We start from the raw sequence: 23,227 nt of genomic DNA, 5'->3' as shown, positions 1-23,227 counted from the left end.
GCTGCGGGCGCCGATGGCGCGTCAGCGCAGGAACAGGATGTCCAGGTCGCGCTCGGGCACGAAGTCGCGCTGGCGGAACTCGAAGGTCAGCGCATCGAGGCGCTGCAGCTCGCCGTCGAAGCACAGGCTGAGCAGGTCGCCGGGCGCGCGCTTCTTCAGGGTCAGGTGGAAGTCCTGGATCGGGCCCTTCCAGTTGGCGCCGGTGCGCAGCACGTAGCGCAGGTTGCTCCACTGCAGGCCGTTGGCGCCGGCGCGGCGACGCAGGCGCTGTTGGGTGGCGGCGTCCAGGCAGGTGGATTTGGCGTACTCGCCGATCAGGTCGCTGGCCGGCATCGGCACGCCGGTGGCGACGCTGGGCACGTAGCTGTGGCGGATCGCCACCGTGCCGCCGGCGGGAAAACGCTGCTGCCAGACGAAGTACTCGCTGAGGGTGAAGCGCGGCTGCCCGTCGGCGTCGAACCAGCGCGCGGGCAACGGCTTGCGACCGGCCGGGACGGTGCCGCCCTCGACATACTCGGCCAGGTCGTCCGGCGTCCAGCCGCTGGCCGCCCAGGCGCGCGAGATGTCGCTGCCGTCCAGCTTCGCCACCAGCTTGCGCTCAGTGCGCACCGGCTTGCCGTCCACCCACAGCCTGAAGTCGGTGAGCGCGCTGTGGTCGGCCATGCCGAAGTACATCGGCGGCATCGGGAAGGCGATCGGCACCAGCAGCTCGCGCGTGCTGGTGTTGGTGAACACGTAGTCCACCTGCACCCGCTCCTCGCTGATGAACAGGTCTTCCTTGCTCATGCGGATGTCCGGCTGGCGGATCAGTTCGATGGAGCCATTGGCGTCGCCGATGCTGCTGTCGTTGGCGAAGGCGGCAGCGGCCGCGAACAGCAAGGACGACAACAACACGGGCAGCAGGCGGCGCGGCGAAACGTTGGCGGTCATGGAGTCGGCGGTCGGCGAGGGAAGGCGCCGCGGCCGCAGCACGGCAGCGGGGAACGGGCGGGCGCCATGGTAACCGCGGCGGCATGGCCTGCCGCATCGCGCCCTGCCGCTGCGTTTGCTACGGTAGCCGGCGCCGCCACGGGGGAAGGCCATCGCCATGTTCAGAGCATTCGCAACGCTGGCGCTGCTGGCGTCCGCCGGGCTGGCCGCGGCGCAGGCGCCAGGCCAGCGCAGCTACGCCAATCCGATCGACCTGGATTACCGCTACAACTTCGAGCAACTCAACGAAGGCATTTCCTACCGCACCGGCGCCGACCCGGTGTTCGTGCGCTTCGGCGACGCCTACTATCTGTTCCAGACGCTGGCCGACGGCTACTGGCGCTCCAGCAACCTGCTCGACTGGCAGTTCGTCACGCCCAGCCGCTGGCCGTTCGAGAGCATCGTCGCACCGGCGGTGGTGGCCGACGGCGACCGCCTGGTGATCATGCAGTCGGCCTTCGAACCGCGCCCGCTGCTGCAGACCCGCGACCCGGCCAGCGGCAAGCTCGACTTCCTGACCCGGCTGCTGCCCAAGCTGCCGCGCGCCCAGCCGATCGGCACCGAGATGAAGGGCCGCCCGCTCAGCGACGTGCCGCCCGGCCCCTGGGACCCGGACCTGTTCATCGACGACGACGGCCAGTGGTACCTGTACTGGGGCTCGTCGGACCGCTATCCGCTGTATGGCATCGCCATGGATCGCAACGCGCAGGGGTTCGCCTTCCGCGGCGTGCCGACGCCCTTGCTCGCGCTGGACCCGGCGCAGCACGGCTGGGAGCGCTTCGGCCCCGACCACCGCGGTGCCCGCTTCCCCGACGGCAGCCCGATCGGCAGCTACCTGGAAGGCGCCTGGATGACCAAGACCGGCGGCCGCTACTACCTGCAGTACGGCGCGCCCGGCAGCGAGTACAACGCCTACGCCAACGGCGTGTACGTCGGCGAGCACCCGCTCGGCCCGTTCGTCTATGCGGCGTACAACCCGGTGGCGTACAAGCCCGGCGGTTTCATGCAGGGCGCCGGCCACGGCTCCACCTTCCAGGACGCGCACGGCAACTGGTGGAACAGCGGCACCGCCTGGATCGGCGCCAACTGGACCTTCGAACGGCGCATCGTGCTGTTCCCCGCCGCGTTCGCCGCCGACGGGCAGATGCGCGTGTCCACCCGCTTCGGCGATTTCCCGCACTGGATGCCGGACGGCCCGGTGGCCGACCCGGAGGCGCTGTTCACCGGCTGGATGCTGCTGTCCTACCGCAAGCCGGCCACCGCCTCGTCCACCCTGGACGGCTTCGCCGCCGACCGCGCCACCGACGAGGACCCGCGCAGCTACTGGGTGGCCGCACGCAACACGCCCGGCGAGACCCTCACCGTGGACCTGGGCGGGGAACGCAGCGTGCGCGCGGTGCAGGTCAACTTCGCCGACTACCGTGCCGGCCGCTACGGCGATGCGCCGGACATCTACACCGCGTTCCGGCTGCAGCACTCGCGCGACGGCCGCCACTGGCTGCCGCTGGCCGAGGTCGGCGACGGCGCCGACCGCCGCGACCGGCCCAACGCCTACCTGCAATTGCCCGCGCCGGTGCGCACCCGCTACATCCGCTACGTGCACGGCCACGTCGGCGCCGCCCACCTGGCGATCAGCGACCTGCGCGTGTTCGGCAACGCCGACGGCGCCCCGCCGCCGGCGCCGACCGGCGTTGTCGCGCAGCGCGATGCCGACCGCCGCAATGCCCGCGTGCACTGGCAGGCGGTGCCCGGCGCGGTCGGCTACAACGTGCGCTGGGGCCTGCGTGCCGACCGCCTCAACCTCACCTACCAGGTGTTCGCCGACCGCGGCACCGACCTGGAGATCCGGGCGCTGAACCGCGACCAGGACTACGTGTTCGCCGTCGAAGCCTTCGACGAGCGCGGTGTCTCCCCGCTGAGCGCCCGCATCGCCGTGCCATGAAGCCATCACCGCCTTCCCGTATGCTTGGCCCCACCTCGACCGCGCACCGGCGATGCGGCGCGCGGCAGGATCGGCTGCCGATCGAAGGAGAAGGACGATGCACCAGCACCAGGGAACCCAGCGCCAGCGCCGGCTGCGCGCCTGGCTGATCGCCGCGATGGTCGCCGGCGTGTGCGGCAGTGCCGCCGCGCAGCAGACCGACCCGCGCGATGCGCAACTGCAGCAACAGCAGCGCCTGCTGCAGCAGCAGGCCCAACAGATCCAGCAGATGCAGCAGCAACTGCAGCAGATGCCGCCGGCCGGCGCCGACGCCGCTGCACCGAGCGATGGCCTGTCCGCCACCTACCACGACTGCCGCAAGCAGGCCCAGGGCCTGGACGAGAGCCGGCGCTGCATCCAGCGCGAACAGCGCGTGCAGCAGGAGCGCCTGGACCGCGCCTACGACAAGCTGCGCTACCGCATCAGCGGTACCGACCGGTCCCGCCTGATGGACGCGCAGTACACCTGGCAGCAGTCCAACGACCAGGCCGCACAGCTCGACCGTGCGTTCGGCGCACGCGGCCAGGAGGCGGGCCTGCAAAGCGCCGAAGCCACCCTGCGCCGGATCAGCTCCCGCGCCGACGAACTGGAAGGCTATACGCGCGGCGGGCGTTGAGGGCGCGGTCGCGTCAACCCTCCACCACACCCTGCGATCCGTCGAAGACGCCCGTGCACGCCTACGACATCGAACCCGGAGATTGGCACGACGGCGCGCCCGCTCCCGACAGCGACGGCTGGTGCTTCGGCCTGCCGCCGGGCATCGCCGCGGCGCAATGGCCGCTGGATCCGTGGAGTGGCTATCCGATGCAGCACGGCTTCACCCTGCGGCTGCCACCGGACTACCGCGTGCACGGCCCGGACATCGTCGCGGTGTCGTTCTTCGCCACCGCGCCGGACCATAACGACGGCGGCCCGGCCGGAACAGTGGACGGGATGCACGCCGCGATCGCCACGCCCGCGCAGGCGCTGGCCGACCCGGCGCTGCAACCGTTCCGCGAACGCGCGCTGCAGGCCCACCCGCGGCTGCGGCGCATGCAGGACCTGCTGGACTGCGCCTATGCGCTGATCCTGCTGCGGCAGGAAGAGGTGGATGGCGCGCCATGCCGACCGCCGCCGCTGGTGGACAGCCCGTTGCTGCAGCAGACGCCGCCGCCGGAATGGCTGCAGGTCGGAAGCGCGACAGTATGCGAAGCGTGGGACGCGCGCAGCGTGCCGCTGCCGCAGGCGTCGGACCGTTTCGCCCTGCATCGTCCGCTGCGGCTGCGCCGGCGCGAGCACGATCCCAATGCCGGCGTACCGCCGCGCGAGACGTTCGGCGACGCGCCCGATCCCGGCGGCTATCAGCCGTTCTACTACTGGCAGGACGGCGTGGTCAGCCGCGAGCACTACCGCGAGCACGACTGGGCCGCCGGCCACGCCATCAACCACCTCGGCGGCACCATGCGCCCGATACAGGGCATCCCGGACTTCAGCCCGTACTACATCGAGTTCGACGAGGCCTTCGGCGGCTACAACTTCGGCGGCGGCATCGCGCAACTGGACATCCAGCACCTGCGATTGGACTGGGCCTGCGGCTGAGGTCGCCGAGGTGGGCGACGCTTATGCGGCGGCGCGCTCACGGCCCCGCTGCGCAGCCCCCGCCCTGTTCCGCGCACACCTTCATGGCGCGTTGCAGTTCGGCCTCGCTCAGCTGTGGAGGTGGCCGCGCGACGGCAGCCTGGACCTGGTCGGGGCCGCCGGTCAGCGCGTGCAGGCCCTTGGCCGCCTTGCCGGCCAGGTAGTAGACACCGAGCGCGATGTAGCCGCCGCTCTGGCTGACCTGCTCCACCGAGGGCGGCGGACGCCAGTCCTTGTCGAAGCGGTTGGGCGGGGGCGACACCGGATTCTTGAAGCGATACAGGTCCAGCGGCTCGCCCTCGTCCGGCGGCAGCGCGCGCACTTCGCCCAGGGTCTGGATGTCGGGCTGCGCAGCGGCGTCGGATGTGGACGGCGGTGCGGCCGAGGGCGGCGGCGGCGCAGCGGCCGGTGCGGCGGGCGCGGCCTGTTGTGCCTGCACATTCGCGCACGTCGCCAGCAAGGCGATTGCCAGCATCGTGCGCAGGCGCCGGCCGGTCGGATCCGCTGTGTGCATGCTGTCCATGACGCCCGAGCTTACGGACGCGGCACGGCCATCTCTAGCGCATCGGCGCCACCGTTCACGTCGCCGACAGCGGGCGCAGGCACAGCCAGATCGCGCACCAGTGCGCCAGTGCGCCGCCCAGCACGTGCGCATGCCAGATCGCGCGGTTGTAGAGCATCGACTTGCGCACGTAGAACGCCACGCCCACCGTGTAGATCGCCCCGCCGGCGGCGATCAGCCACAGCACCGGCGTGTCCAGCCCGGCCACGATCGGCTTGACCGCCGCCATGCCCGCCCAGCCCAGCAGCAGGTAGATCGCCACCCAGAAGCCCTTGGCGATGCCCGGCAGGAACAGCTTGGCGAACACCCCGAACAGCGCCACGCCCCACACCGCCAGGGTCATCGACCAGACCCAGGCGCCGGACAGCGCCAGCACGAAGAACGGCGTGTAGGAGCCGGCGATCATCACGAAGATGCCGGCGTGGTCGAGCTTGCGCAGCACCGGCTGGCGCTGCGGCGGGGTGAAGTTGTACGCCGCCGAGCAGGCGAACATGGTCAGCAGCCCCAGCGCGTAGATGCTGGTGGCCACGATCAGCGCGTCGTTGGCATGGGCGCGCCAGACCAGCAGCGCGCCGCCGACCACGGCCAGCAGCAGGCCGGCGGCATGCACGAGCAGATCGGCGCGGCGCGCGGCGGCGGTGCGGTAGTGCGGGGCTGGCGAGGAAGTCGATGCGGACAAGGCGATCTTCGGCACTCCGGGAAGCGGTGCCTTGGTGCTGGGGGACGCACAGGATACGCGCGTAGCGGCTGATCCCTGCTTCGCCACGCGCAGCATCCTGCCAAGACCGCGCTGGCGATTACTTACCGAGCGGATAGCGCGTGTCCAGATCGTCGAGTGCGCGCTTGTTTCCTGCCGGCGAAGGATGGCTATCGGCACCTTCGCGCTCCAGTGCCTGCTCCCATTGCCGCACTTGATCCTTCAGCTTACGCGCATAGGTCTTGAGCTGGGACGGGGTGACGCCGCCCTGCTCCTGCCAAAAGGCGGCTTCGACCGACGTGCGGAACGTGCCATCCGCGTACACCCACAGAGCGCGACCGATGGTGCTGTCGTCGCCACTACGTTTGCCCAATGCCTGCGCGTCTGCGTCGACGCGGATAGTGCCGTGGATCTCGAACGCCACCCGCTGCGCATCGGCAAATGTCACCTTCAGATGCGCATGCAGGTTGCCGGAAGACGGCAGGGCCTTGGTGACATCCTTGATGTAGACGTTGGCGTCGACCGACGCCTTGTTGCTGAAGCCGTTATCCTGCAGAAATTCGGCGGTGACCATGGCATTCGCTCCTGAGTGTGTGAACGGGGTCCGTCATTGCACGACGGGTAGCGAAAGCCTCGCGCCACGCGCGGAACACGGCCATCGGCACAAGCCTGATCTGCGTAGTACGCGCTGCCGAGGGCGTGTCATCGGCGCAGACGGCCTCTGTGTCGGTACAGACGCGCAGGGCCGGCACGCATCGCCAATAGGCTGCCGCATGCAGTGCGAACAGCGATGCGTGCCGCATGCAATCGCCCAGCCTGAATCCGCTCAGCCTGCCCGTCTCGCCTCGACGGCGCCCGTCTCATACCCTGAGACGCGATTTCGCTTCCCTGTTCCGCTTTGAGAGCCGTGCCGATGCCCGCCCACGCCCTAGCCCCGCGCACCGAGGACGCCGAGCGCGCCCTGTCCACCACCGACGGGATGCCCTCGCGCGATGGCGCGCTGCTCAGCGCGCGGCTGGAGCGCCGCTACCACGACCGCATCACCGGCAGCTTCACCATCCCCGGCCAGGCCGGCCGCTACGCGCCGATCCCGGACGACGTGCCGCCGGCGCTGGCCGCCGCATTGCGCGAACGCGGCATCGCGCAGCTGTACAGCCACCAGGCCGAGGCCTGGGACGCGGCGCAGCGCGGCGAGCACGTGGCCATCGTCACCCCCACCGCCTCGGGCAAGTCGCTGTGCTACACGCTGCCGGTGGTGGCCGCGGCGATGACCGTGCAGGCCAAGGCGCTGTACCTGTTCCCGACCAAGGCGCTGGCGCAGGACCAGGTGGCCGAGCTGCTGGACCTCAACCGTGCCGGCGACCTTGGGGTGAAGGCCTTCACCTTCGACGGCGACACCCCCGGCGATGCGCGCCAGGCGATCCGCCTGCACGGCGACATCGTGGTCAGCAACCCGGACATGCTGCACCAGGCGATCCTGCCGCATCACACCAAGTGGGCGCAGTTCTTCGAGAACCTGCGCTACGTGGTGATCGACGAGATCCACACCTACCGCGGCGTGTTCGGCAGCCACGTCGCCAACGTGCTGCGGCGGCTCAAGCGCATCTGCGCGTTCTATGGCGTCACGCCGCAGTTCATCCTGTGCTCGGCGACCATCGGCAACCCGCGCGCGCACGCCGAGGCGCTGATCGAGCAGCGCGTGCACGCGATCACCGACTCCGGCGCGCCCAGCGGCGACAAGCACGTGCTGCTGTGGAATCCGCCGGTGGTCAACGCCGACCTGGGCCTGCGCGCCTCGGCGCGCTCGCAGAGCAACCGCATCGCGCGCATCGCCATCAAGTCCGGGCTCAAGACCCTGGTGTTCGCGCAGACGCGGTTGATGGTGGAGGTGCTGACCAAGTACCTGAAGGACATCTTCGACCACGACCCGCGCAAGCCGCCGCGCATCCGCGCCTACCGCGGCGGCTACCTGCCCAGCGAGCGCCGCGAGGCCGAGCGGGCGATGCGCGCCGGCAGCATCGACGGCATCGTCTCCACCTCGGCGCTGGAACTGGGCGTGGACATCGGCGCGCTGGACGTGGTGGTGCTCAACGGCTACCCCGGCAGCGTCGCCGCCACCTGGCAGCGCTTCGGCCGCGCCGGACGTCGCCAGCAGCCGGCGCTGGGCGTGCTGGTGGCCAGTTCGCAGCCGCTGGACCAGTACGTGGTGCGGCACCCGGACTTCTTCGCCGATGCCTCGCCGGAACACGCCCGTATCGCCCCGGACCAGCCGCTGATCCTGTTCGACCACATCCGCTGCGCCGCGTTCGAGCTGACCTTCGTCGCCGGCGAGGCGTTCGGCCCGGTGGACCCCGCGGTGTTCCTGGAGGCGCTGGCCGAGAGCGAGGTGGTGCACCAGGAAGGCGACCGCTGGGAGTGGATCGCCGACAGCTACCCGGCCAACGCGGTGAGTCTGCGCTCGGTGGCCGACGGCAACTTCGTGGTGGTGGACAAGACCGACGGCAAGCAGCAGATCATCGCCGAGGTCGACTATTCCGCCGCCGCGCTGACCCTGTACGAAGGCGCCATCCACATGGTGCAGAGCACGCCCTACCAGGTGGAAAAGCTGGACTGGGAAGGCCGCAAGGCCTACGTCACCCGCACCCACGTGGACTACTACACCGACAGCATCGACTTCACCAAGCTCAAGGTGCTGGACCGCTTCGACGGCGGCGCGGCCGGGCGCGGCGACGCGCACCACGGCGAGGTGCACGTGGTGCGGCGCGTGGCCGGCTACAAGAAGATCCGCTACTACACCCACGAGAACATCGGCTACGGCCCGGTCAACCTGCCCGACCAGGAACTGCACACCACCGCGGTGTGGTGGCAGTTGCCGCAGGCGACCCTGCTCAAGGCGTTCGGCAGCAAGCAGGACGCGCTGGACGGTTTCCTGGGCGCGGCCTACGCGCTGCACGTGGTGGCCACGGTGGCGGTGATGGCCGACGCACGCGATCTGCAGCAGGCGGTGGGCGACGGCGACGGCGCCTGGTTCGCGGTGGCCGACGCCAAGGGCCGCGGCCAGTTGCGCGGTGGCGACAGCGGCGAGCCGGCCAGCGTCGAACTGCAGCAGTTCGTGCCCACCGTGTACCTGTACGACAACTTCCCCGGCGGCGTCGGCCTCAGCGAGCCGTTGTGGCGTCGCCAGGCCGAACTGGTGCAGCGTGCGCGCGAACTGGTGCAGGGCTGCGACTGCGTGGCCGGCTGCCCGGCCTGCGTCGGCCCGGTACTGGCCGCGCAGGAAGAAAGCGCGACCACGCCGCGGGCGCTGGCGTTGCGCGTGCTGCGCTTGTTGCTCGACGGCGAGGACGACACGGCGCTGGACGCGCACGGCGCAACCACGATCGCCATCGATGCCGATGCCGATGCGCTGCCGGAGTGGAGCGCATGAGCATCAGCCTGGAGCGCCTGCGCGCGCTGCGCCGGCAGGCCGGCGACGCCAGCGCCGAGCGCGCGCCGGCGTCCTCCGGCAGCCGCACCACGGCCGATGCGGCTCCCGCGTCACGTGCAGGCACTGCCGCGGCGACGTCCACGCAAGCGCCGCGGCAGGCAGCGCCGCAGCCGCGCGAGATCGTATCGCAGGCAACTGCAACGCCGGCCCCACGCACGCCACCCGCTCCCCCGCGCAGCGGCGGCGCCGATACCGCGGTAGCGCCGCCCATCGCCATCGCCCCGTTCGACCGCGGCGGCACCGATGTGTCCGCGCTGCGGCGCCTGCTCGGCCTGCGCGAGCGTGCGGTCGCGCCCAGCGCGGCTGCATGCGCACGCAAACCGGCCGCGGCGCCGGACCGGCACCTGCCCGGGGTGGAGATCGCACCCGGGCTGCACCTGATCGAGGCGTTCCTGCCGCAGCCGATCCCCGCCGGCGCGCTGTCGCTGGCCTTCGCCCGCCGCGAGGACGCGGTGGACCCCACCGACCTGCTGTTCTTCGACACCGAAACCACCGGCCTGGCCGGCGGCACCGGCACCCGTGCCTTCATGATCGGCGCGGCCGACTGGAGCGTGCATCCGGCCGACGGCCCGGGCCTGCGCATCCGCCAGTTGCTGATGGCCACGATGGGCGCGGAGAAAGCGATGCTGGAAGCGTTCCGCGCCTGGCTGCGGCCGGGCACTGTGCTGTCCAGCTACAACGGCCGCTGCTACGACGCGCCGTTGCTGAAGACCCGCTACCGGCTGGCGCGCTGCGCCGATCCGCTGTCGGCGCTGGACCACGTGGATCTGCTGCATCCCACCCGCCGCCGCTACCGCGGCACCTGGGAGAACTGCAAGCTCGCCACCATCGAGCGGCAATTGCTGCGGGTGGTGCGCGAGGACGACCTGCCGGGCTCGGAAGCGCCGGCGGCGTGGCTGGGCTACCTGCGCGGCGGCAACGCGCGCAACCTGCGCCGCGTCGCCGCGCACAACCACCAGGACGTGGTCACGCTGGCGCTGCTGCTGCAGCGCCTGGTCGCCGCCGAGGCCGAAGAACGCGCGCTGGCGGCGGCCGCGTCGGCGTAGGCGCTGCGCACGCCGCCGGCGACATCACTCCAGCCGCTGCGCACTGCCCGCGGCGATGGCGGCATCGAACAGGCGGTCGACCTCGCGATCGATCTGCGCGCTCAATTCGCCCTGACGCGCACCCAGTTCGCCCTGCTGACGGCCCAGCGCGGCCTGCTGTTCGCCGAGCGCGCGCATCTTCGCCGACAGTGCGTCCTGGCGCTGCGCTAGCGCTGCCTGTGCATTCGCCTGCGCCTTGGCAGCGACGGCGTCCATGTCGATGCGCGCCAGCGCCCGCGCCGCGGCCTCCTGCGCCAGCTTGCCCTGTTCACGGCCCAGCTCGCCCTGCTCGCGGCCCAGCGCTCCTTGGCGCTTACCCAGCTCGCCCTGCTGCGCGCCCAGCTTGCCGATCGGCTCGAATAGCGCGTCGAAGCGGGCCAGCAGCGCAGGATCGTGCACCACATAGCGCTTGCCGCCGCGGCGGAACCACAGGCCATCGCCCTGGGTCTCGCGCTTCATGCTGGCGAGCTCGTCGCTGCTGCCGCTCATCGTCGAATGGTTGCCCTTGACCCGGACATACGATTGTTCGATTTTGCCGTTGTGGGTTTTCTGCATCGCTCGCGTGCTGATCCGCGAGCCGATGGCCGGCGGCGGCGCCGGGACCGCCGGGACCGCCATTGCAGGCCGCGCAGGCGGCGCAGGCGGCGCAGGCGGTGGCGGCGGTACTGCGGGCACGTTGGCGGCGCGGGCGGCGGCACCAGCGTCCCCCATGTCGACCGCATCGGCCGCCTCCGCGGCCGCCGCGTTCGCGGCTTCCATCTCAGGCTCCTGCGCCGCTGCGCTCGCGTCGGCGGCCTGCTTCGCTGCATCTGCAGCCGCCATGGCAGCCTGCGCCTCCGCCGCCGCAAGCGCCGCTTCGCGGGCCGCGTCATCGGCAGTGTATTCGCTCGGTGGCGCCGCGGCCTGCGCCGGGGAGACGGGAGCCGGCTTGCCGGCGGCAGGCAGCGCATGGCCGGGCTGGGCCACCAGGCGCAGCGGCGCCACGCCGAGCACGGCCACCGCGGTCAGGATCAGGGCCGCGCCCAGGCGCGGAAAAGCGGACGTGGTCTGCAGCATCAGCAATCTCCGTTTCAGGCTCAGGAAGGTCGGCGAAGCGCTGGCCAGGCCGGCGCTGGGCCGCGGTGCCACGCCCAGCTGCACCAGCAGCCGCGCGTAGTCGTGACGGCAATGGCGGTAGCCGGCGACCACGGCCGCATCGCAGGCCGCCTCGCGGGCCAGGGCGTACTCGCGGTTGGCCAGGTGCACCAGCGGATGGAAGAAGAACAGGTGCTGCGCCACCGCCGGCAGCAGCCCCCACCACAGGTCGCGGCGTTGCATGTGCACCAGTTCGTGGGTCAGCGCCATGTCCAGATCGTCGGCGCGCAGGCTGTCCATGCGCCGCGCCGGCAGCAGCAGCACCGGCTGCCACGGCCCGATCAGTTGCGGCGAATCGGTGCGCGCACACAGCCGCAGCTGCGGCGGCTGGCGCAGGCCGTGGGCCTCGGCCGCCAGGCGCAGCGCACCGAGCAGGGCGGTGTCGGTGCACGGCGCCGCCTCGCGTGCACGCTGGCGGCTGCGACGGTAGGCCAGCACGCTGTGCGCGGCGCAGACCAGCACGCCGGCCAGCCACAGCGCCACCAGCGCCTGCGCCCACGGCAAGGCGGCCAAGGATGTCGTGGCCGGGGGTGCGGCGATCGCGGCGGTGGCAGCGGTGGCGTTGACGTTGATCTGCGCAGGCATCGCAGCGCCTGCCGGCGTCGCCGGCACCGTGGCGACGGCCGCCGGTGCCGCCGCCACCGGCGCCGGCGCGGCCGGCAGCACCGGTAGCTGCACCGCACCGGCCCACAGCAGGCCCAGCACGCTCTGCGCGGCGACCAGCCACCACAACCGGCAACGCGTCGCCGCCGGCAGGGTCGGCAGCCAGCGGCACAGCGCCCAGATCAGCGCGACCAGCACCAGCGTCTGCACACTGGTCGCCAGCAGCCGCGACAACAGAGTCTCGAACACGTCCGTCCCCACCAGGCTGTGCATGGCTCAGTCCTCTCGCCGTTGCGATTGCAGTTTGGCCACCAGGGCCTCCAGTTCCGCCAGTTCCGTGTCGCTGACCTCGGCGCGCTGCGACATCCACGCCACGAACGGCGAGACCGAGCCCTGCAGGGTCTTCTCGACGAAGCTGCCGACCGCGCTGCGCACCACGTCGTCCTGGCCGCTGGTGGCGGCATAGCGGTACACGCCCTGCACCTGGCGGCGACGCAGATAGGCCTTGGCGCGCAGGCGCTCCATCATGGTCAGCACGGTCGAGCGCGCCAGCCCGCGCGCCTCGCCGAACCCGGCGGCGACCTCGCCGACACTGGCATCGCCATGTTCGGCGATGTACTGCAGCAGGGCCAGTTCCTGGTCCCCGATCGATTTGCGGCGCATCCGCCCACTCCGATGACTACACGTGTCGGCAAAGCTACCCATGACGACAACTGTCGTCAATAGGTCGCAGGTCATGGGCGGCAGGCGTCTGCAAGCCTGGCGATGGCGCCCCTCCGCGAGGCCAGTCGCACCCGGCGCCTGCCGGTGGAGCCGCATCGGTCCTGAGCATTCGGCCCCATATCTCGCGCACGCGTGCAACAGCATGAGGTCGGCCCCCCGGCCACCGTGCATGCACTCGCCGTAGACGTCGGCGCTGATCCAGCCTCGTTCGCGCAGCGGCACCAGCGCCCTATACCCAGGTATCGCATCGCATACGCGCAGCAGGCAGCGCTGTACCAATGCGCAATGGTGCACGCGCACATGCGATGCAAGAATTTCCCGCATCGCTTCACGCCGCTGTATTCACCGCGGGAAGCGCGCTGCCGCAGCTGCGCCGTTCGCCCCCATCGATCCGGAGCGTGCCACCGCACCTGCCGCGCGCCACCTTCCCGGGTCCGTGCCGCACCGTCGGCGCTCTTCCATCGCAAACGTACAGCCAGCCGGACGTCGCCGCGAACAGGCCGCCCTGCGCTGGGTGCGCGCGTGCGCCACCGCTTCCCACTCCACGTCGGATCCGACCATGCACGCGACCTCCTCCCGTCTCCGCGCCGCCGCCCTGCCGATCTCTGCACCGCATCGCCTCAGGTACGCGGGCGCAGCGTCGTTGTTGTCTACGGCGCTGGTCGCCTGCCTCGCCACCTCCACGGCGCAGGCCGCGGAGGCGGCTGCCAGCAGCAACGCCGACACCACGCCGACCACGCTGTCCGCGCTGGACGTGGTGGCCTCGCCGCACGCGGCGGCGGTGGCGCCCACCCAGGTGGTGGGCCCGAACCGCTATGTCATCAATGCCGGCGACATGGACGCCGACATCGCCGGCAGCAACGGCCTGGCGCGGCTGAAGACCGTGCCCGGCGCCAGCTACACCGCCACCGATGGCCTGGGCCTGGACGTCTCCGCCACCAGCCTGTTCGTGCGCGGGTTCCGCATGAACGAAATGGGCATCACCTTCGAAGGCGTGCCGTTGAACGACAGCGGCTTCCTGTCGTTGACCGGCACCAGCGTGGTCAACGTCGGCGTGCCGGACGCCATCGGCACCATCACCGTCAGCCCCGGCGCGGCACCGGTGAGCGTGTTCTCCAGCAGTGCCAACGGCGGCGCGCTGGAGTACCGACTGGGCGAACCGAAGGACACGCCCGGCCTGCGCCTCAAGCAGGGCGTGGGCAGCGACGCGACCCGGGTCACCACGGTCTCCGCGCAGAGCGGGCAGCTCGGCGACAACGGCCCGAAGCTGCAGGTCGACCTGCAACGGCTGGGCGCGGACAAGTACCAGGGCGGCGGCACCCAGCGCTTCCTGCGCGGCGACCTGAAGGCGACCCAGGACGTGGCCTGGGGCACGTTCACCGTGTTCCTGTCGGGCAGCCACGCCGCGATGTGGGGCTACAACAACCTGTCCTTCGACATGCTCGGCAAGCTGGGCTGGCGCGCCGACAGTCTCTATCCCGACTACGCCAAGGCCTATGCCATCGCCTTGCCGCAGAACGCCGGCGCATCCTGCGGCGTCTACCGCTGCGGCACGCTGGCCGGGCTGTTGCCATACGACACCGGCCAGGTCACCGACGACCGCATCGCCTCGCTCGCGCATGATTTCCGCATCTCCGACGCGCTCAGCGGACATGTGCAGGTCTACAGCGCGCACAGCCGCACCCACGCCACGCTGAGCGATCCGACCACGCCCTCACCCAACGGCGCGCCGTTCTCCGAGCAGGTGCAGGCGCCGCACCTGCGGCGTACCGGCGGTCTGCTCAGCCTGACCTATGTGCATGGCCGGCACACGCTCAGCGCCGGCCTCTGGCAGGAGCACAGCAGCGCCGACGCGGCGACGTCCTGGTACACCGAGCCGCTGCTGGGGCAGGGCCGGCCGCTGCGCACCACCGGGCCGTGGGATGTGTACGGCCCGGCGTTCAAGACCGACAACGTCTCGCAGTGGACCACCCGCGCGCGCCAGGTCTACCTGCACGACGACATCGCGCTGAGCGACACGCTGGTGCTGGGCCTTGGCGCCAAGGCGGTGGATTTCCGCACCAGCGGCGGCGGTGTCGGCGATGCGCCGGACCGGCCGGCGGCCGGCACGCTGCGCGCGAAGAGCGCGTTCCTGCCGCACCTGTCGCTGTTCTGGAGCCCGACCGCGCAGACCGACGGCTTCATCGACCTGGGCAGCGCGATGAACGGCTTCCGCGTCGCCCAGCGCGGCAACATCGGCTATACCGCCTCGGCCTGGACCGTGCCCGACCAGGCCAGCTTCGACCGCCTCGCCCGCCACCTGCAGCCGGAACAGGACTGGAACCTCACCCTCGGCGGCACCCATCGCTTCGACCGCGCCACCGTCACCGCGGACGTGTTCTACGGCGACATCCGCCATCGCCTGCTGTCGGCCGCGGTCGGCACCCAGTTCGCGCAGGCCAACACCGTGCAGGTGATGCCGAAGATGCACACCTTCGGCGCCGACCTGGGCGTGACCGTCGACCTCACCCCGCACCTGCAGTTCTACCAAGGCGTGGCGCTGGCGCGCTCGGTCTACGACCGCGACGTGGTCGTCGACGGCAACGTCTATCCGGTCCAGGGCAAGGCGCAGCCGGGCTATCCGCAACTGTCGCTGGTCAGCGACCTGTCGGCGCATGTGCGCCACTGGCGCTTCGGCGCCACCAGCACCGAGTACCTGCATCAGCCCTTCACCTACGAGAACGACCTGCGCGTGCCGGCGTTCTGGCAGGTCAACACGTACACGGCGTACACGCTGGGGCCCGACAGCCCGCTGCCCGGCCTGGAACTGCGCCTTGACGTCAGCAACCTGCTCGACCGCCACAACATCGGTACCGCCAACATCGCCGGCTCGGCGTTCGCCGGCGACTACCAGACGCTGCAGCGCAGCGCGCCGCGGCAGGTGTTGTTCAGTACCTCGCTGGCGTTCTGAGCGGGCGGCATGCGCGTCCACGCCAGCGGCGCGCATGCATGGGGCAGACACGGCGTTCACGGCGGTGCCACGCCGGCGCGACTAGAAGTTTGCGCAACGGTCCGCCGACGCATGCCGCGTCCGTCGGACCTCGCCGCCGCGCTCTGCGGCGTGCGCCCCACGACCGCAGCGGCTTCTGGACAGCAGGACTTCGGCATGAGCGACGACACCCGCAATACCGGTTCGCCCGATCGCGACCGCATCAACCTCCACGAAGACGACGACGTGCGCGACTGGACGCAGGCGCTGGGCGTCTACGCCGACGAGCTGCGCGCCGCGGTGCGGGCGGTGGGCAGCAGCGCCGCGGCGGTCCGCGCGCACCTTCGCACGTGACGCGGGCCGGGCCCGCGCCATGAGCCTCGCCGACTACCGCCGCAAGCGCCGCTTCGACAAGACCCGCGAGCCGGAGCCTGGCAAGCCGGTGCCGGCGGGGCAGCGGCCGATCTTCGTCGTGCAGCTACACCACGCCAGCCGCCGCCATTACGATTTCCGCCTGCAGGTCGGCGATGCGCTGAAGAGCTGGGCGGTGCCGAAGGGGCCGAGCTACGACCCCAAGGTCAAGCGCATGGCGGTGGAAGTGGAAGACCATCCACTGGACTACGCCACGTTCGAGGGCGAGATCCCGCAGGGCGAATACGGCGGCGGCCACGTCGCCCAGTTCGATCACGGCGTGTGGAGCAGCGCGGACGATCCGGAAGCGCAACTGGCCAAGGGTCATCTGCGCTTCGAACTGTTCGGCGACAAGCTCAAGGGCGGCTGGCACCTGGTGCGCTCGGGCAAGCCGGCGCGGCAGCCGCAGTGGCTGCTGTTCAAGGAGGACGACGCCTTCGCCGGCGACCTGGAGGCGGACGACCTGCTGGCCGATGTCACCGCGGCGCCGGCGCAGGACGTCAAGCGCGCCGGCGCCGGCAAACCGGACAAGCGCAAGGTCACGGTGGTGGCGCCAGTGCGCAAAGGCCGCCGGACGAACTGGGCCAAGTTGGCCGAGGCGCTGCCCGGCGCGGTGTCGGCGGCGGCGCCAGACGGGCCGTTCGCGCCGCAGCTGGCCCGGCTTGGCGACGCGCCGCCACAGGGCGCGCAGTGGATCCACGAGATCAAGTGGGACGGCTACCGGATCCTGTCCACCGTCGCCGACGGCGTGGTGCGGCTGTGGTCGCGCAACGCGATCGAATGGACCGACAAGATTCCCGAGATCCGCGATGCCATCGCCGCGCTGGGCCTGCGCTCGGCGGCGCTGGATGGCGAACTGATCGCCGGCAAGGGCACCAAGGAGGACTTCAACCTGCTGCAGGCAGTGCTGTCCGGCGAGCGTCAGGGCAAGCTCGCGCTGGCCCTATTCGACCTGCTGCATCTGGACGGCATCGACATCGCCGCTGCACCGCTGTCCGCGCGCAAGGCGTTGTTGCAGCGGCTGCTGCAGGACGTCGATACGCACCTGGCCTTCAGCTCGCACATCGACGGCGAAGGCGACGCGGCGTTCCAGCTCGCTGGCGCGCAGCACTTCGAAGGCATCGTCTCCAAGCGCGCCGACCGCGGCTACCACGGCGGCCGCAGCGACGACTGGCGCAAGACCAAGCAGCTGCGCTCGGACGAATTCGCGGTGGTCGGCTACACCGCACCCAAGGGCAGCCGCAGCGGCTTCGGCGCGTTGCTGCTGGCGCGGCCGGATCCCGAGCATGGCTGGCTGTACGTCGGGCGGGTCGGCTCCGGTTTCTCCGATGCCCTGCTGCGCGAGCTGACCGCGCTGATCGGCAAGGCCGGCAGCGCCACGCCCAGCGTGCACGTGCCCACCACCGAGACCGACCTGCGCAGCGCGCGCTGGTTCGCGCCGCGCTTCGTGGTGGAGGTGTTCTACCGCGGCATCGGCGGGCAGCAGTTGCTGCGCCAGGCCTCGCTGAAGGCGGTGCGCCCGGACAAGGACATCGCCGACTTGGGCGATGCCGACGCACCGGCACCGCGCGCGGCGGCGGCGCGGGCGACGCCGGCGGCCAGGAAAGCCAAGGCAGACGCAACGGCCAAAACAACGAAGGCAACCAAGGTGGCGAAGGCGGCGAAGTCGAGCGAAACCAATATCAGCGGCCCTCGGCGCAGCAAGCGCGACGTCGCGACCACGGGCACCGCGCGCACGCCGCCGACCCTGTCCAGCCCGGGCCGCGTGGTCTTCCCCGACATCGGCGCGACCAAGCGCGAGGTCTGGGACTACTACAGCGCGGTGATGGATCACCTGCTGCCGGAGATCGCCGGTCGCCCGCTGTCGATCATCCGCTGCCCCGCCGGTGCCGAACGCGCGTGCTTCTTCCAGAAGCACCACACCGCCGGGCTGGAACTGGTGTCGTCGGTGCGGTTGAAGGAAGAAAGCGGCACCCAGGCCGAGTACCTGGTGGTCGAGGATGCGGCTGGGCTGCTGGAACTGGTGCAGTTCAATGCGTTGGAGTTCCACCCGTGGGGCGCGCATGCCGCGTCCCCGGAGCGTGCCGACCGCGTGGTGTTCGACCTGGATCCAGGCCCGGACGTGCCTTTCGCCGAGGTCAAGCGCGCCGCCACCGACATCCGCAAGCTGCTCGCGCAACTGGAGCTGGAATCGTTCCTGCGCGTGTCCGGCGGCAAGGGCCTGCACGTGGTGGTGCCGCTGGCGCCGGGCTGCGACTGGGACCTGACCAAGCGCTTCGCCCACGGCTTCGCCGACGCACTGGCGCAGTCGCAACCCGAGCGCTTCCTCGCCACCGCCAGCAAGCGCCTGCGCAACCAGCGCATCTTCGTCGACTATTTGCGCAACGGCCGCGGCGCCACCGCGGTGGCCTCGTACTCGCTACGCGCCCGCGCCGGCGCGCCGGTGGCGATGCCGTTGGCCTGGAGCGACCTGTCCAAGCTGCACCGCGCCGACGCCTTCAAGCTGCGCGACGTCCCGGCCAAGCTGAAACGGCGCCGCAAGGATCCGTGGGCCGGCATCGACGCGCTGAAGCAGAACCTGTCGCGCTGGGCCGAAACGGAGTGAGCAAAGCCCCTCTCCCCCCGCGAGAGGGGTTGGGGTGAGGGTCGGGGCGTAGCGACTCGCTGAGATTGAACGCGAGCGACCGTACCCTCATCCGCCCCTGCGGGGCACCTTCTCCCGAGGGGAGAAGGAGGAGCAAAGCCCCTCTCCCATCGGGAGAGGGGTTGGGGTGAGGGTCCGACGCGAAGCGACTCGCTGAGATCGAACACGAGCGACCGCACCCTCATCCGCCCCTGCGGGGCACCTTCCCCCAAAAAGGGGGCCATGGTCCCGAAGGGAGAAGGAGGAGCAAAGCCCCTCTCCCGTCGGGAGAGGGGTTGGGGTGAGGGTCCGACCGCCAGCCAACTCACCCGCCAACCCACGCACCCACTACCCCGTCGGCCCACCCATCACCGGCAGGATCGCGCCATTGATGTAGCTGGCGGTGATCGGCGAGGCCAGGAACACATACGCCGGCGACAGCTCCTCCGGCTGCGCCGGGCGTCCCATCGGGTTCTGCTTGCCGAATTCGGCCACGTCCTCCGCAGGCTTGTCGGCGGGATTGAGCGGCGTCCATACCGGCCCCGGCGCGACCGCGTTGACGCGGATGCCGCGCGGCTGCAACTGGCTGGCCAGCGCCATGGTGAAGGCATGGATCGCGCCCTTGGTCGCCGAATAGTCCAACAGCGACTTGCTGCCGAACAGCCCGGTCTCCGAACCGCTGTTGACGATCGCCGAACCACGCTTGAGATGCGGCAGCGCCGCGCGCGCCATGTGGAAATAGCCGGCGATGTTGGTCTGCAAGGTCTCCTGCAGATGTTCCTCGCTCAGGTCCTCCAGCGCATCGCAATGCAACTGGAACGCGGCGTTGTTGACCAGCACATCGAGCCCGCCGAAGGCTTTGACGGTCTGCGCCACCGCGTCCTCGCAGAACGCCGGATCCTTCACGTCGCCGGCGATGGTGATGCAGCGGCGGCCTTCGTTCTCCACATGCTGGCGGGTGACCTGCGCATCCTCGTGTTCGTCCAGGTACAGCACCGCCACGTCCGCGCCCTCGCGCGCGAACAGCACCGCTACCGCGCGGCCGATGCCCGAATCGGCGCCGGTCACGATCGCGCTCATGCCGCGCAGCTTGCCGCTGCCCACGTACTCCGGCGCCTCGAAGCGCGGCTGCAGCGCCAACTCGTGCTCGTTGCCCGGCTTGGCCAGGTGCTGCCTGGGCATGCGCTGCGGCTGCTTGCGTGGCCCGGCCTGACCCGCGTCGCCCGGCTTGGCGCGCTTGGGCTTGGCGTCGCCGGCATCGACCGCGCGCTGCAGCGCGCGTTGCTGCTGCACGGTCTTGGCGCTGGACGACGCCGTGGCGCTGCTGCGCTTGGACGGGGCGGACGGGGTGGCGGCAGGACGCTTGCGGGAGGCCATCAGCAATACTCCGGATGCGGGAGGAGGACGCAATCGCGCAGTCCTCCTCGAAGGGAAGGAACGGGCGTCGCTCAGGCGCGGTCGGCGAGACCGCTGACGCCGGCGTGCTGGGCGCAATGCGCGCAGCAGAACATGCGCTCGCCGGCCTGCACGCCGTGGCCGACGATGCGGCACTCGCAGTGGCTGCAGCGCGGGGCGAAGGCGTGGATGGCGCACTCGAACGAATCGAAGGTACCGCTGCGCGCGCCCTGGGTCAGGGTGAAGGCCTGGTCGTCGTCGTTTCCGCAGACATCGCAGGTGGCCATGATCGGCTCCGGTTGCTGGGGGAATCCCGAGTCTGGCCCCGGCGGCGGCCACGACCGGTGAAACCGCCGGCGCGATCTCTTCATGCGGCGCAAACATGCGCCGCGACAGGCTCGCGCCATCGATCGAAGGAGACGCCCCATGATCCGCCACCCGCTTGCCCGCCTCGCCCCGTTCGCCGCCGTGCTGCTGCTCGGCGCCTGCAGCACCACCCAGGTGGCGCAGGTGCAGCCGATCGACGGCGTCATCTCCGGCCAGTGCCATATCGACAAGGTCCGCGGCGCGGTCGGCCTGGCCGCCTCGCGCATGACCGTCGAACGCGCCCGCGTCGACAGCGACAGCCTCAAGGTGCAGGTAGTCAAGAGCAGCGTCAGCGACAACGGCGCCACCTCCAGCGGCGTGGACAGCGCCAACCGCGGCGCGCGCGAAACCGGCGGCGACCGGCTGACCGTCGAAGTTGGCCCGACCAACAACATCACTACTGTGTATTGCGGCTGATCCGCGTTGCCGGGCCCGCCCGCCGCGCCCGCGGCGGCGCGGTGCTCAGGCGCGCTTGCGTGCGGGAGTTGCGGTCTTGCGCTTGGCGCGGGTACCGCTGCCCTGCGCGCCCGCCGCAGCGCCCTTGCGCGCAGCACGCGCGCCCTTGCGCAGCGACGGCGCCTTGGCCGAGCTGCGGCCGGCGGCCTTGGCCGCCTTGCGTGCCGCGGTGCGTGCCCGGCCCAGGTACTTCAGCGTGATCAGGTCCCACTGCCGTTCGCCGCGCACGCCCTCGCATAGTCCGTGCAGGCGACCGCAGCGCCAGCCGTCGAACACGCACGGGTCGATGTAGGCCTTGCGGCACACCGCCGGGGTATTGCCCAGCGCCTCGGCCACCTCACGGATCACCGCGTTCTGCGCCTGCGCCAGCGCGCGCTCGCCGCCGGTGTCGGGCAGCGGCAGCGCGGCCAGCCGTTGCAGCGCGGCGCGGGTGCCGCCCCAAGTGCGGAAGTCCTTGGCGGTGAAGCTCTCGCCCATCGCCTCGCGCAGGTAGGCGTTGACCTCGCCCGAATCCACCGGCTGCAGCTGGCCGTCGTCGTCGCGGTACTGGAACAGCGCCTGCCCCGGCAATTGCTGGCAGCCACGGATCAGCTTGACCAGGTGCACGTCGTCGACCTCGATGTCGTGCTCCTGGCCGCCCTTGCCGCGGAACTGCAGCCGCGCACGGCCGCCCTTCACGAACGCCAGGTGGCGATTGCGCAGCGTGGTCAGGCCGTAGGAGCGGTTGCTGCGCGCGTATTCGGCGTTGCCCACGCGCACCAGGGTCTCGGCCATCAGCGCCACCACCATCGCCAGCACCTTGTCGCGCGGGTAGCCGGGCAGGGCCATGTCGCGGCGCAGGCGCCGGCGCAGCCGCGGCAGGGCCTGGCCGAAGGCGACGATGCGCTCGAACTTGCCGTCGCCGCGCACCTGCGCCCAGTCGGCGTGGTAGCGGTACTGCTTGCGCCGGCGCGCGTCGCGTCCGGTGGCCTGCAGGTGGCCGTTGTCGCGCGTACAGATCCACACTTCGGTATAGGCCGGCGGGATCGCCAGCTGGCGGATGCGCTGCAGGGTGGCCGCATCGCGCACCGCGCTGCCGTCCGGCAGGCGGTAACCGAAGCCCTTGCCGGCGCGGCGGCGGACGATGCCCGGCTCCTGATCGCTGACATAGACCAGGCCGGCGCTGCTGGCGGCCTGGCGGGACTGGCGGGCACGCGCCGCCTCGGCCGCGGCGGTGGAACGGGACGCGTTGGACATCGGACCTCCGGAAGCCGGAACCGCGGCCCGCGCCGCCGGTTCCACGAGCATCGATTGTCGGCAGTGCCGCGGCTAGGCCGCGTGAGCGATCGCCGCCTGCGGCATGTCGGTCCACCGCTGCGGAAGGTGCTGCAGTCCGTGTGGGAGGGACTTCAGTCCCGAGGCCTGACGCGGTCAGCTCGCATCGGACGTCACGCGTCGCGGCTCAACCCATTCCCGCAAGGCGTGTCAGCGTGCCGGTTAACGCCTGGCGAACGCGCGGTGTCCGATCCTGTCGCCACCGGAACCTGCGCTGCGCCGGCGCCTGCCGTCGCCCGGCGAGACGACGGCGACGCAAAGCGCATCACACGCTCTATGCTTCACCCCTCTTCCCTCCATCCATAGGAGCCCCGATGAGCAACCTCCTTTCCTCCCGTGCGTCAACGCGTGCCGGCCTGCTCGGCACGGCCTGCCTGGCGCTGGCCCTGGCCGCCTGCGGCGCGCCGCCGCCGGACGAGCAGGAACAGGTGAGCGCCAAGGCGCAGGCCGCCGCGCAGCAGGCCGCCGCGCCGGACCCGGCCAACGCGCCGGACGCCCCACCGGTGGGCACCTGCGATGCCTCGCAGGCGCAGGGTCTGGTTGGGCAAACCTTCGCGCCGGCGCTGCTGGACCAAGCACGCAGCGACACCGGCGCCAAGACCGCGCGCGTGCTCAAGCCGAACCAGGCAGTGACCATGGAGTTCAACGGCGAACGGCTCAACATCGAGGTCGACGAGAAGAACCAGATCACCGGCGTGCGCTGCGGCTAGGGCCCGTCCCCATTCCCGGGCAGGTCGCGCCGCCCTTGCGCGTGCCCGGGCAAGGAAGCGCGAGGGAGTGGACGTCTGTCCATGACGGGTAATGACACAGTCCCGGGCACGCACAAGGACAGGCCC

General features: G+C 71.1%; 19 protein-coding genes. 10 read left to right on the top strand and 9 right to left on the bottom strand.

From position 1 onward, the window contains the following. Positions 1 to 21: 21 nt before the first annotated feature. Positions 22 to 930 carry a DUF4424 family protein gene (locus RAB70_RS04225; protein ID WP_148829947.1) on the bottom strand — a complete coding sequence of 303 codons (909 nt, stop codon included), beginning with the start codon at positions 928 to 930 and terminating at the stop codon, positions 22 to 24. A 157-nt stretch (positions 931 to 1,087) separates the two neighbouring features. Here RAB70_RS04225 and RAB70_RS04220 point away from each other — a divergent pair, with 157 nt between their 5' ends. The 3 genes from RAB70_RS04220 (at position 1,088) to RAB70_RS04210 (ending at position 4,528) form a co-directional block, all read left to right on the top strand. Then, positions 1,088 to 2,911, top strand: coding sequence for a family 43 glycosylhydrolase (locus tag RAB70_RS04220; RefSeq protein WP_192578991.1), 1,824 nt, complete (start codon positions 1,088 to 1,090; stop codon positions 2,909 to 2,911). Between the two features lie 97 nt (positions 2,912 to 3,008). Next, a complete protein-coding gene (locus RAB70_RS04215) occupies positions 3,009 to 3,566 on the top strand; it encodes a lysozyme inhibitor LprI family protein (RefSeq protein WP_148829948.1) in 558 nt (185 codons plus the stop codon). Between the two features lie 53 nt (positions 3,567 to 3,619). Beyond that, positions 3,620 to 4,528, top strand: a complete 909-nt coding sequence (locus RAB70_RS04210; RefSeq protein WP_148829949.1) for a hypothetical protein — start codon at positions 3,620 to 3,622, stop codon at positions 4,526 to 4,528. A gap of 37 nt (positions 4,529 to 4,565) precedes the next feature. Here RAB70_RS04210 and RAB70_RS04205 read toward each other — a convergent pair whose 3' ends face one another. The 3 genes from RAB70_RS04205 to RAB70_RS04195 form a co-directional block, all read right to left on the bottom strand. Then, a complete protein-coding gene (locus RAB70_RS04205) occupies positions 4,566 to 5,090 on the bottom strand; it encodes a hypothetical protein (protein ID WP_408068855.1) in 525 nt (174 codons plus the stop codon). Between the two features lie 55 nt (positions 5,091 to 5,145). Beyond that, entirely contained in the window at positions 5,146 to 5,808 is a 663-nt protein-coding gene (locus RAB70_RS04200; RefSeq protein ID WP_192578992.1) for a hemolysin III family protein, read from the bottom strand. A gap of 118 nt (positions 5,809 to 5,926) precedes the next feature. After that, on the bottom strand, positions 5,927 to 6,400 hold the full coding sequence (locus RAB70_RS04195; protein ID WP_148829951.1) for a hypothetical protein: 474 nt from the start codon (positions 6,398 to 6,400) through the stop codon (positions 5,927 to 5,929). Positions 6,401 to 6,739: 339 nt separating this feature from the next. Here RAB70_RS04195 and RAB70_RS04190 point away from each other — a divergent pair, with 339 nt between their 5' ends. Continuing rightward, positions 6,740 to 9,253: a DEAD/DEAH box helicase gene (locus RAB70_RS04190; protein ID WP_148829952.1), complete on the top strand. Its 2,514-nt coding sequence runs from the start codon at positions 6,740 to 6,742 to the stop codon at positions 9,251 to 9,253. Next, the gene (locus RAB70_RS04185) at positions 9,250 to 10,359 is read left to right on the top strand and encodes a ribonuclease H-like domain-containing protein (RefSeq protein ID WP_225851722.1); all 1,110 of its coding nucleotides are present in this window, start codon (positions 9,250 to 9,252) and stop codon (positions 10,357 to 10,359) included. Before RAB70_RS04190 ends, RAB70_RS04185 begins: the two co-directional genes overlap by 4 nt. A gap of 24 nt (positions 10,360 to 10,383) precedes the next feature. Here the strand turns inward: RAB70_RS04185 and RAB70_RS21320 are convergent, their stop codons facing one another. Together RAB70_RS21320 and RAB70_RS04175 are read right to left on the bottom strand one after the other, a co-directional pair. Further along, a complete protein-coding gene (locus RAB70_RS21320) occupies positions 10,384 to 12,408 on the bottom strand; it encodes a M56 family metallopeptidase (protein ID WP_148829953.1) in 2,025 nt (674 codons plus the stop codon). 3 nt (positions 12,409 to 12,411) lie between these two features. Beyond that, positions 12,412 to 12,798, bottom strand: coding sequence for a BlaI/MecI/CopY family transcriptional regulator (locus tag RAB70_RS04175; protein ID WP_017909741.1), 387 nt, complete (start codon positions 12,796 to 12,798; stop codon positions 12,412 to 12,414). A gap of 718 nt (positions 12,799 to 13,516) precedes the next feature. Between RAB70_RS04175 and RAB70_RS04170 the strand changes: the two genes are divergently transcribed. The 3 genes from RAB70_RS04170 to ligD all read left to right on the top strand — a co-directional run bounded on the left by RAB70_RS04170 (position 13,517) and on the right by ligD (position 18,842). After that, positions 13,517 to 15,808, top strand: a complete 2,292-nt coding sequence (locus RAB70_RS04170; RefSeq protein WP_408068871.1) for a TonB-dependent receptor — start codon at positions 13,517 to 13,519, stop codon at positions 15,806 to 15,808. Positions 15,809 to 16,003: 195 nt separating this feature from the next. After that, entirely contained in the window at positions 16,004 to 16,180 is a 177-nt protein-coding gene (locus RAB70_RS04165) for a DUF3606 domain-containing protein (RefSeq protein WP_148829955.1), read from the top strand. 19 nt (positions 16,181 to 16,199) lie between these two features. Next, positions 16,200 to 18,842, top strand: a complete 2,643-nt coding sequence (gene ligD, locus RAB70_RS04160) for a DNA ligase D (protein ID WP_148829956.1) — start codon at positions 16,200 to 16,202, stop codon at positions 18,840 to 18,842. A gap of 366 nt (positions 18,843 to 19,208) precedes the next feature. On the opposite strand, the gene RAB70_RS04155 is transcribed toward ligD, so the two are convergent. Both RAB70_RS04155 and RAB70_RS04150 read right to left on the bottom strand, forming a co-directional pair. Continuing rightward, on the bottom strand, positions 19,209 to 20,237 hold the full coding sequence (locus RAB70_RS04155) for an SDR family oxidoreductase (RefSeq protein WP_148829818.1): 1,029 nt from the start codon (positions 20,235 to 20,237) through the stop codon (positions 19,209 to 19,211). 71 nt (positions 20,238 to 20,308) lie between these two features. After that, positions 20,309 to 20,542, bottom strand: a complete 234-nt coding sequence (locus tag RAB70_RS04150; RefSeq protein ID WP_148829819.1) for a hypothetical protein — start codon at positions 20,540 to 20,542, stop codon at positions 20,309 to 20,311. A 139-nt stretch (positions 20,543 to 20,681) separates the two neighbouring features. Here RAB70_RS04150 and RAB70_RS04145 point away from each other — a divergent pair, with 139 nt between their 5' ends. Beyond that, a complete protein-coding gene (locus RAB70_RS04145) occupies positions 20,682 to 21,038 on the top strand; it encodes a hypothetical protein (protein WP_148829820.1) in 357 nt (118 codons plus the stop codon). Between the two features lie 45 nt (positions 21,039 to 21,083). Here the strand turns inward: RAB70_RS04145 and RAB70_RS04140 are convergent, their stop codons facing one another. Further along, the gene (locus tag RAB70_RS04140; protein WP_408068854.1) at positions 21,084 to 22,364 is read right to left on the bottom strand and encodes a DNA topoisomerase IB; all 1,281 of its coding nucleotides are present in this window, start codon (positions 22,362 to 22,364) and stop codon (positions 21,084 to 21,086) included. 341 nt (positions 22,365 to 22,705) lie between these two features. On the opposite strand from RAB70_RS04140, the gene RAB70_RS04135 reads away from it, so the two are divergent. Then, positions 22,706 to 23,101 carry an I78 family peptidase inhibitor gene (locus RAB70_RS04135; protein WP_148829055.1) on the top strand — a complete coding sequence of 132 codons (396 nt, stop codon included), beginning with the start codon at positions 22,706 to 22,708 and terminating at the stop codon, positions 23,099 to 23,101. Positions 23,102 to 23,227: the final 126 nt, after the last annotated feature.

It is taken from the genome of Xanthomonas sontii, from assembly GCF_040529055.1.
Lineage (GTDB): Bacteria > Pseudomonadota > Gammaproteobacteria > Xanthomonadales > Xanthomonadaceae > Xanthomonas_A > Xanthomonas_A sontii.
Note: the sequence above shows the minus strand (reverse complement) of the source record. Positions and strands in the feature narration are given on the sequence as shown.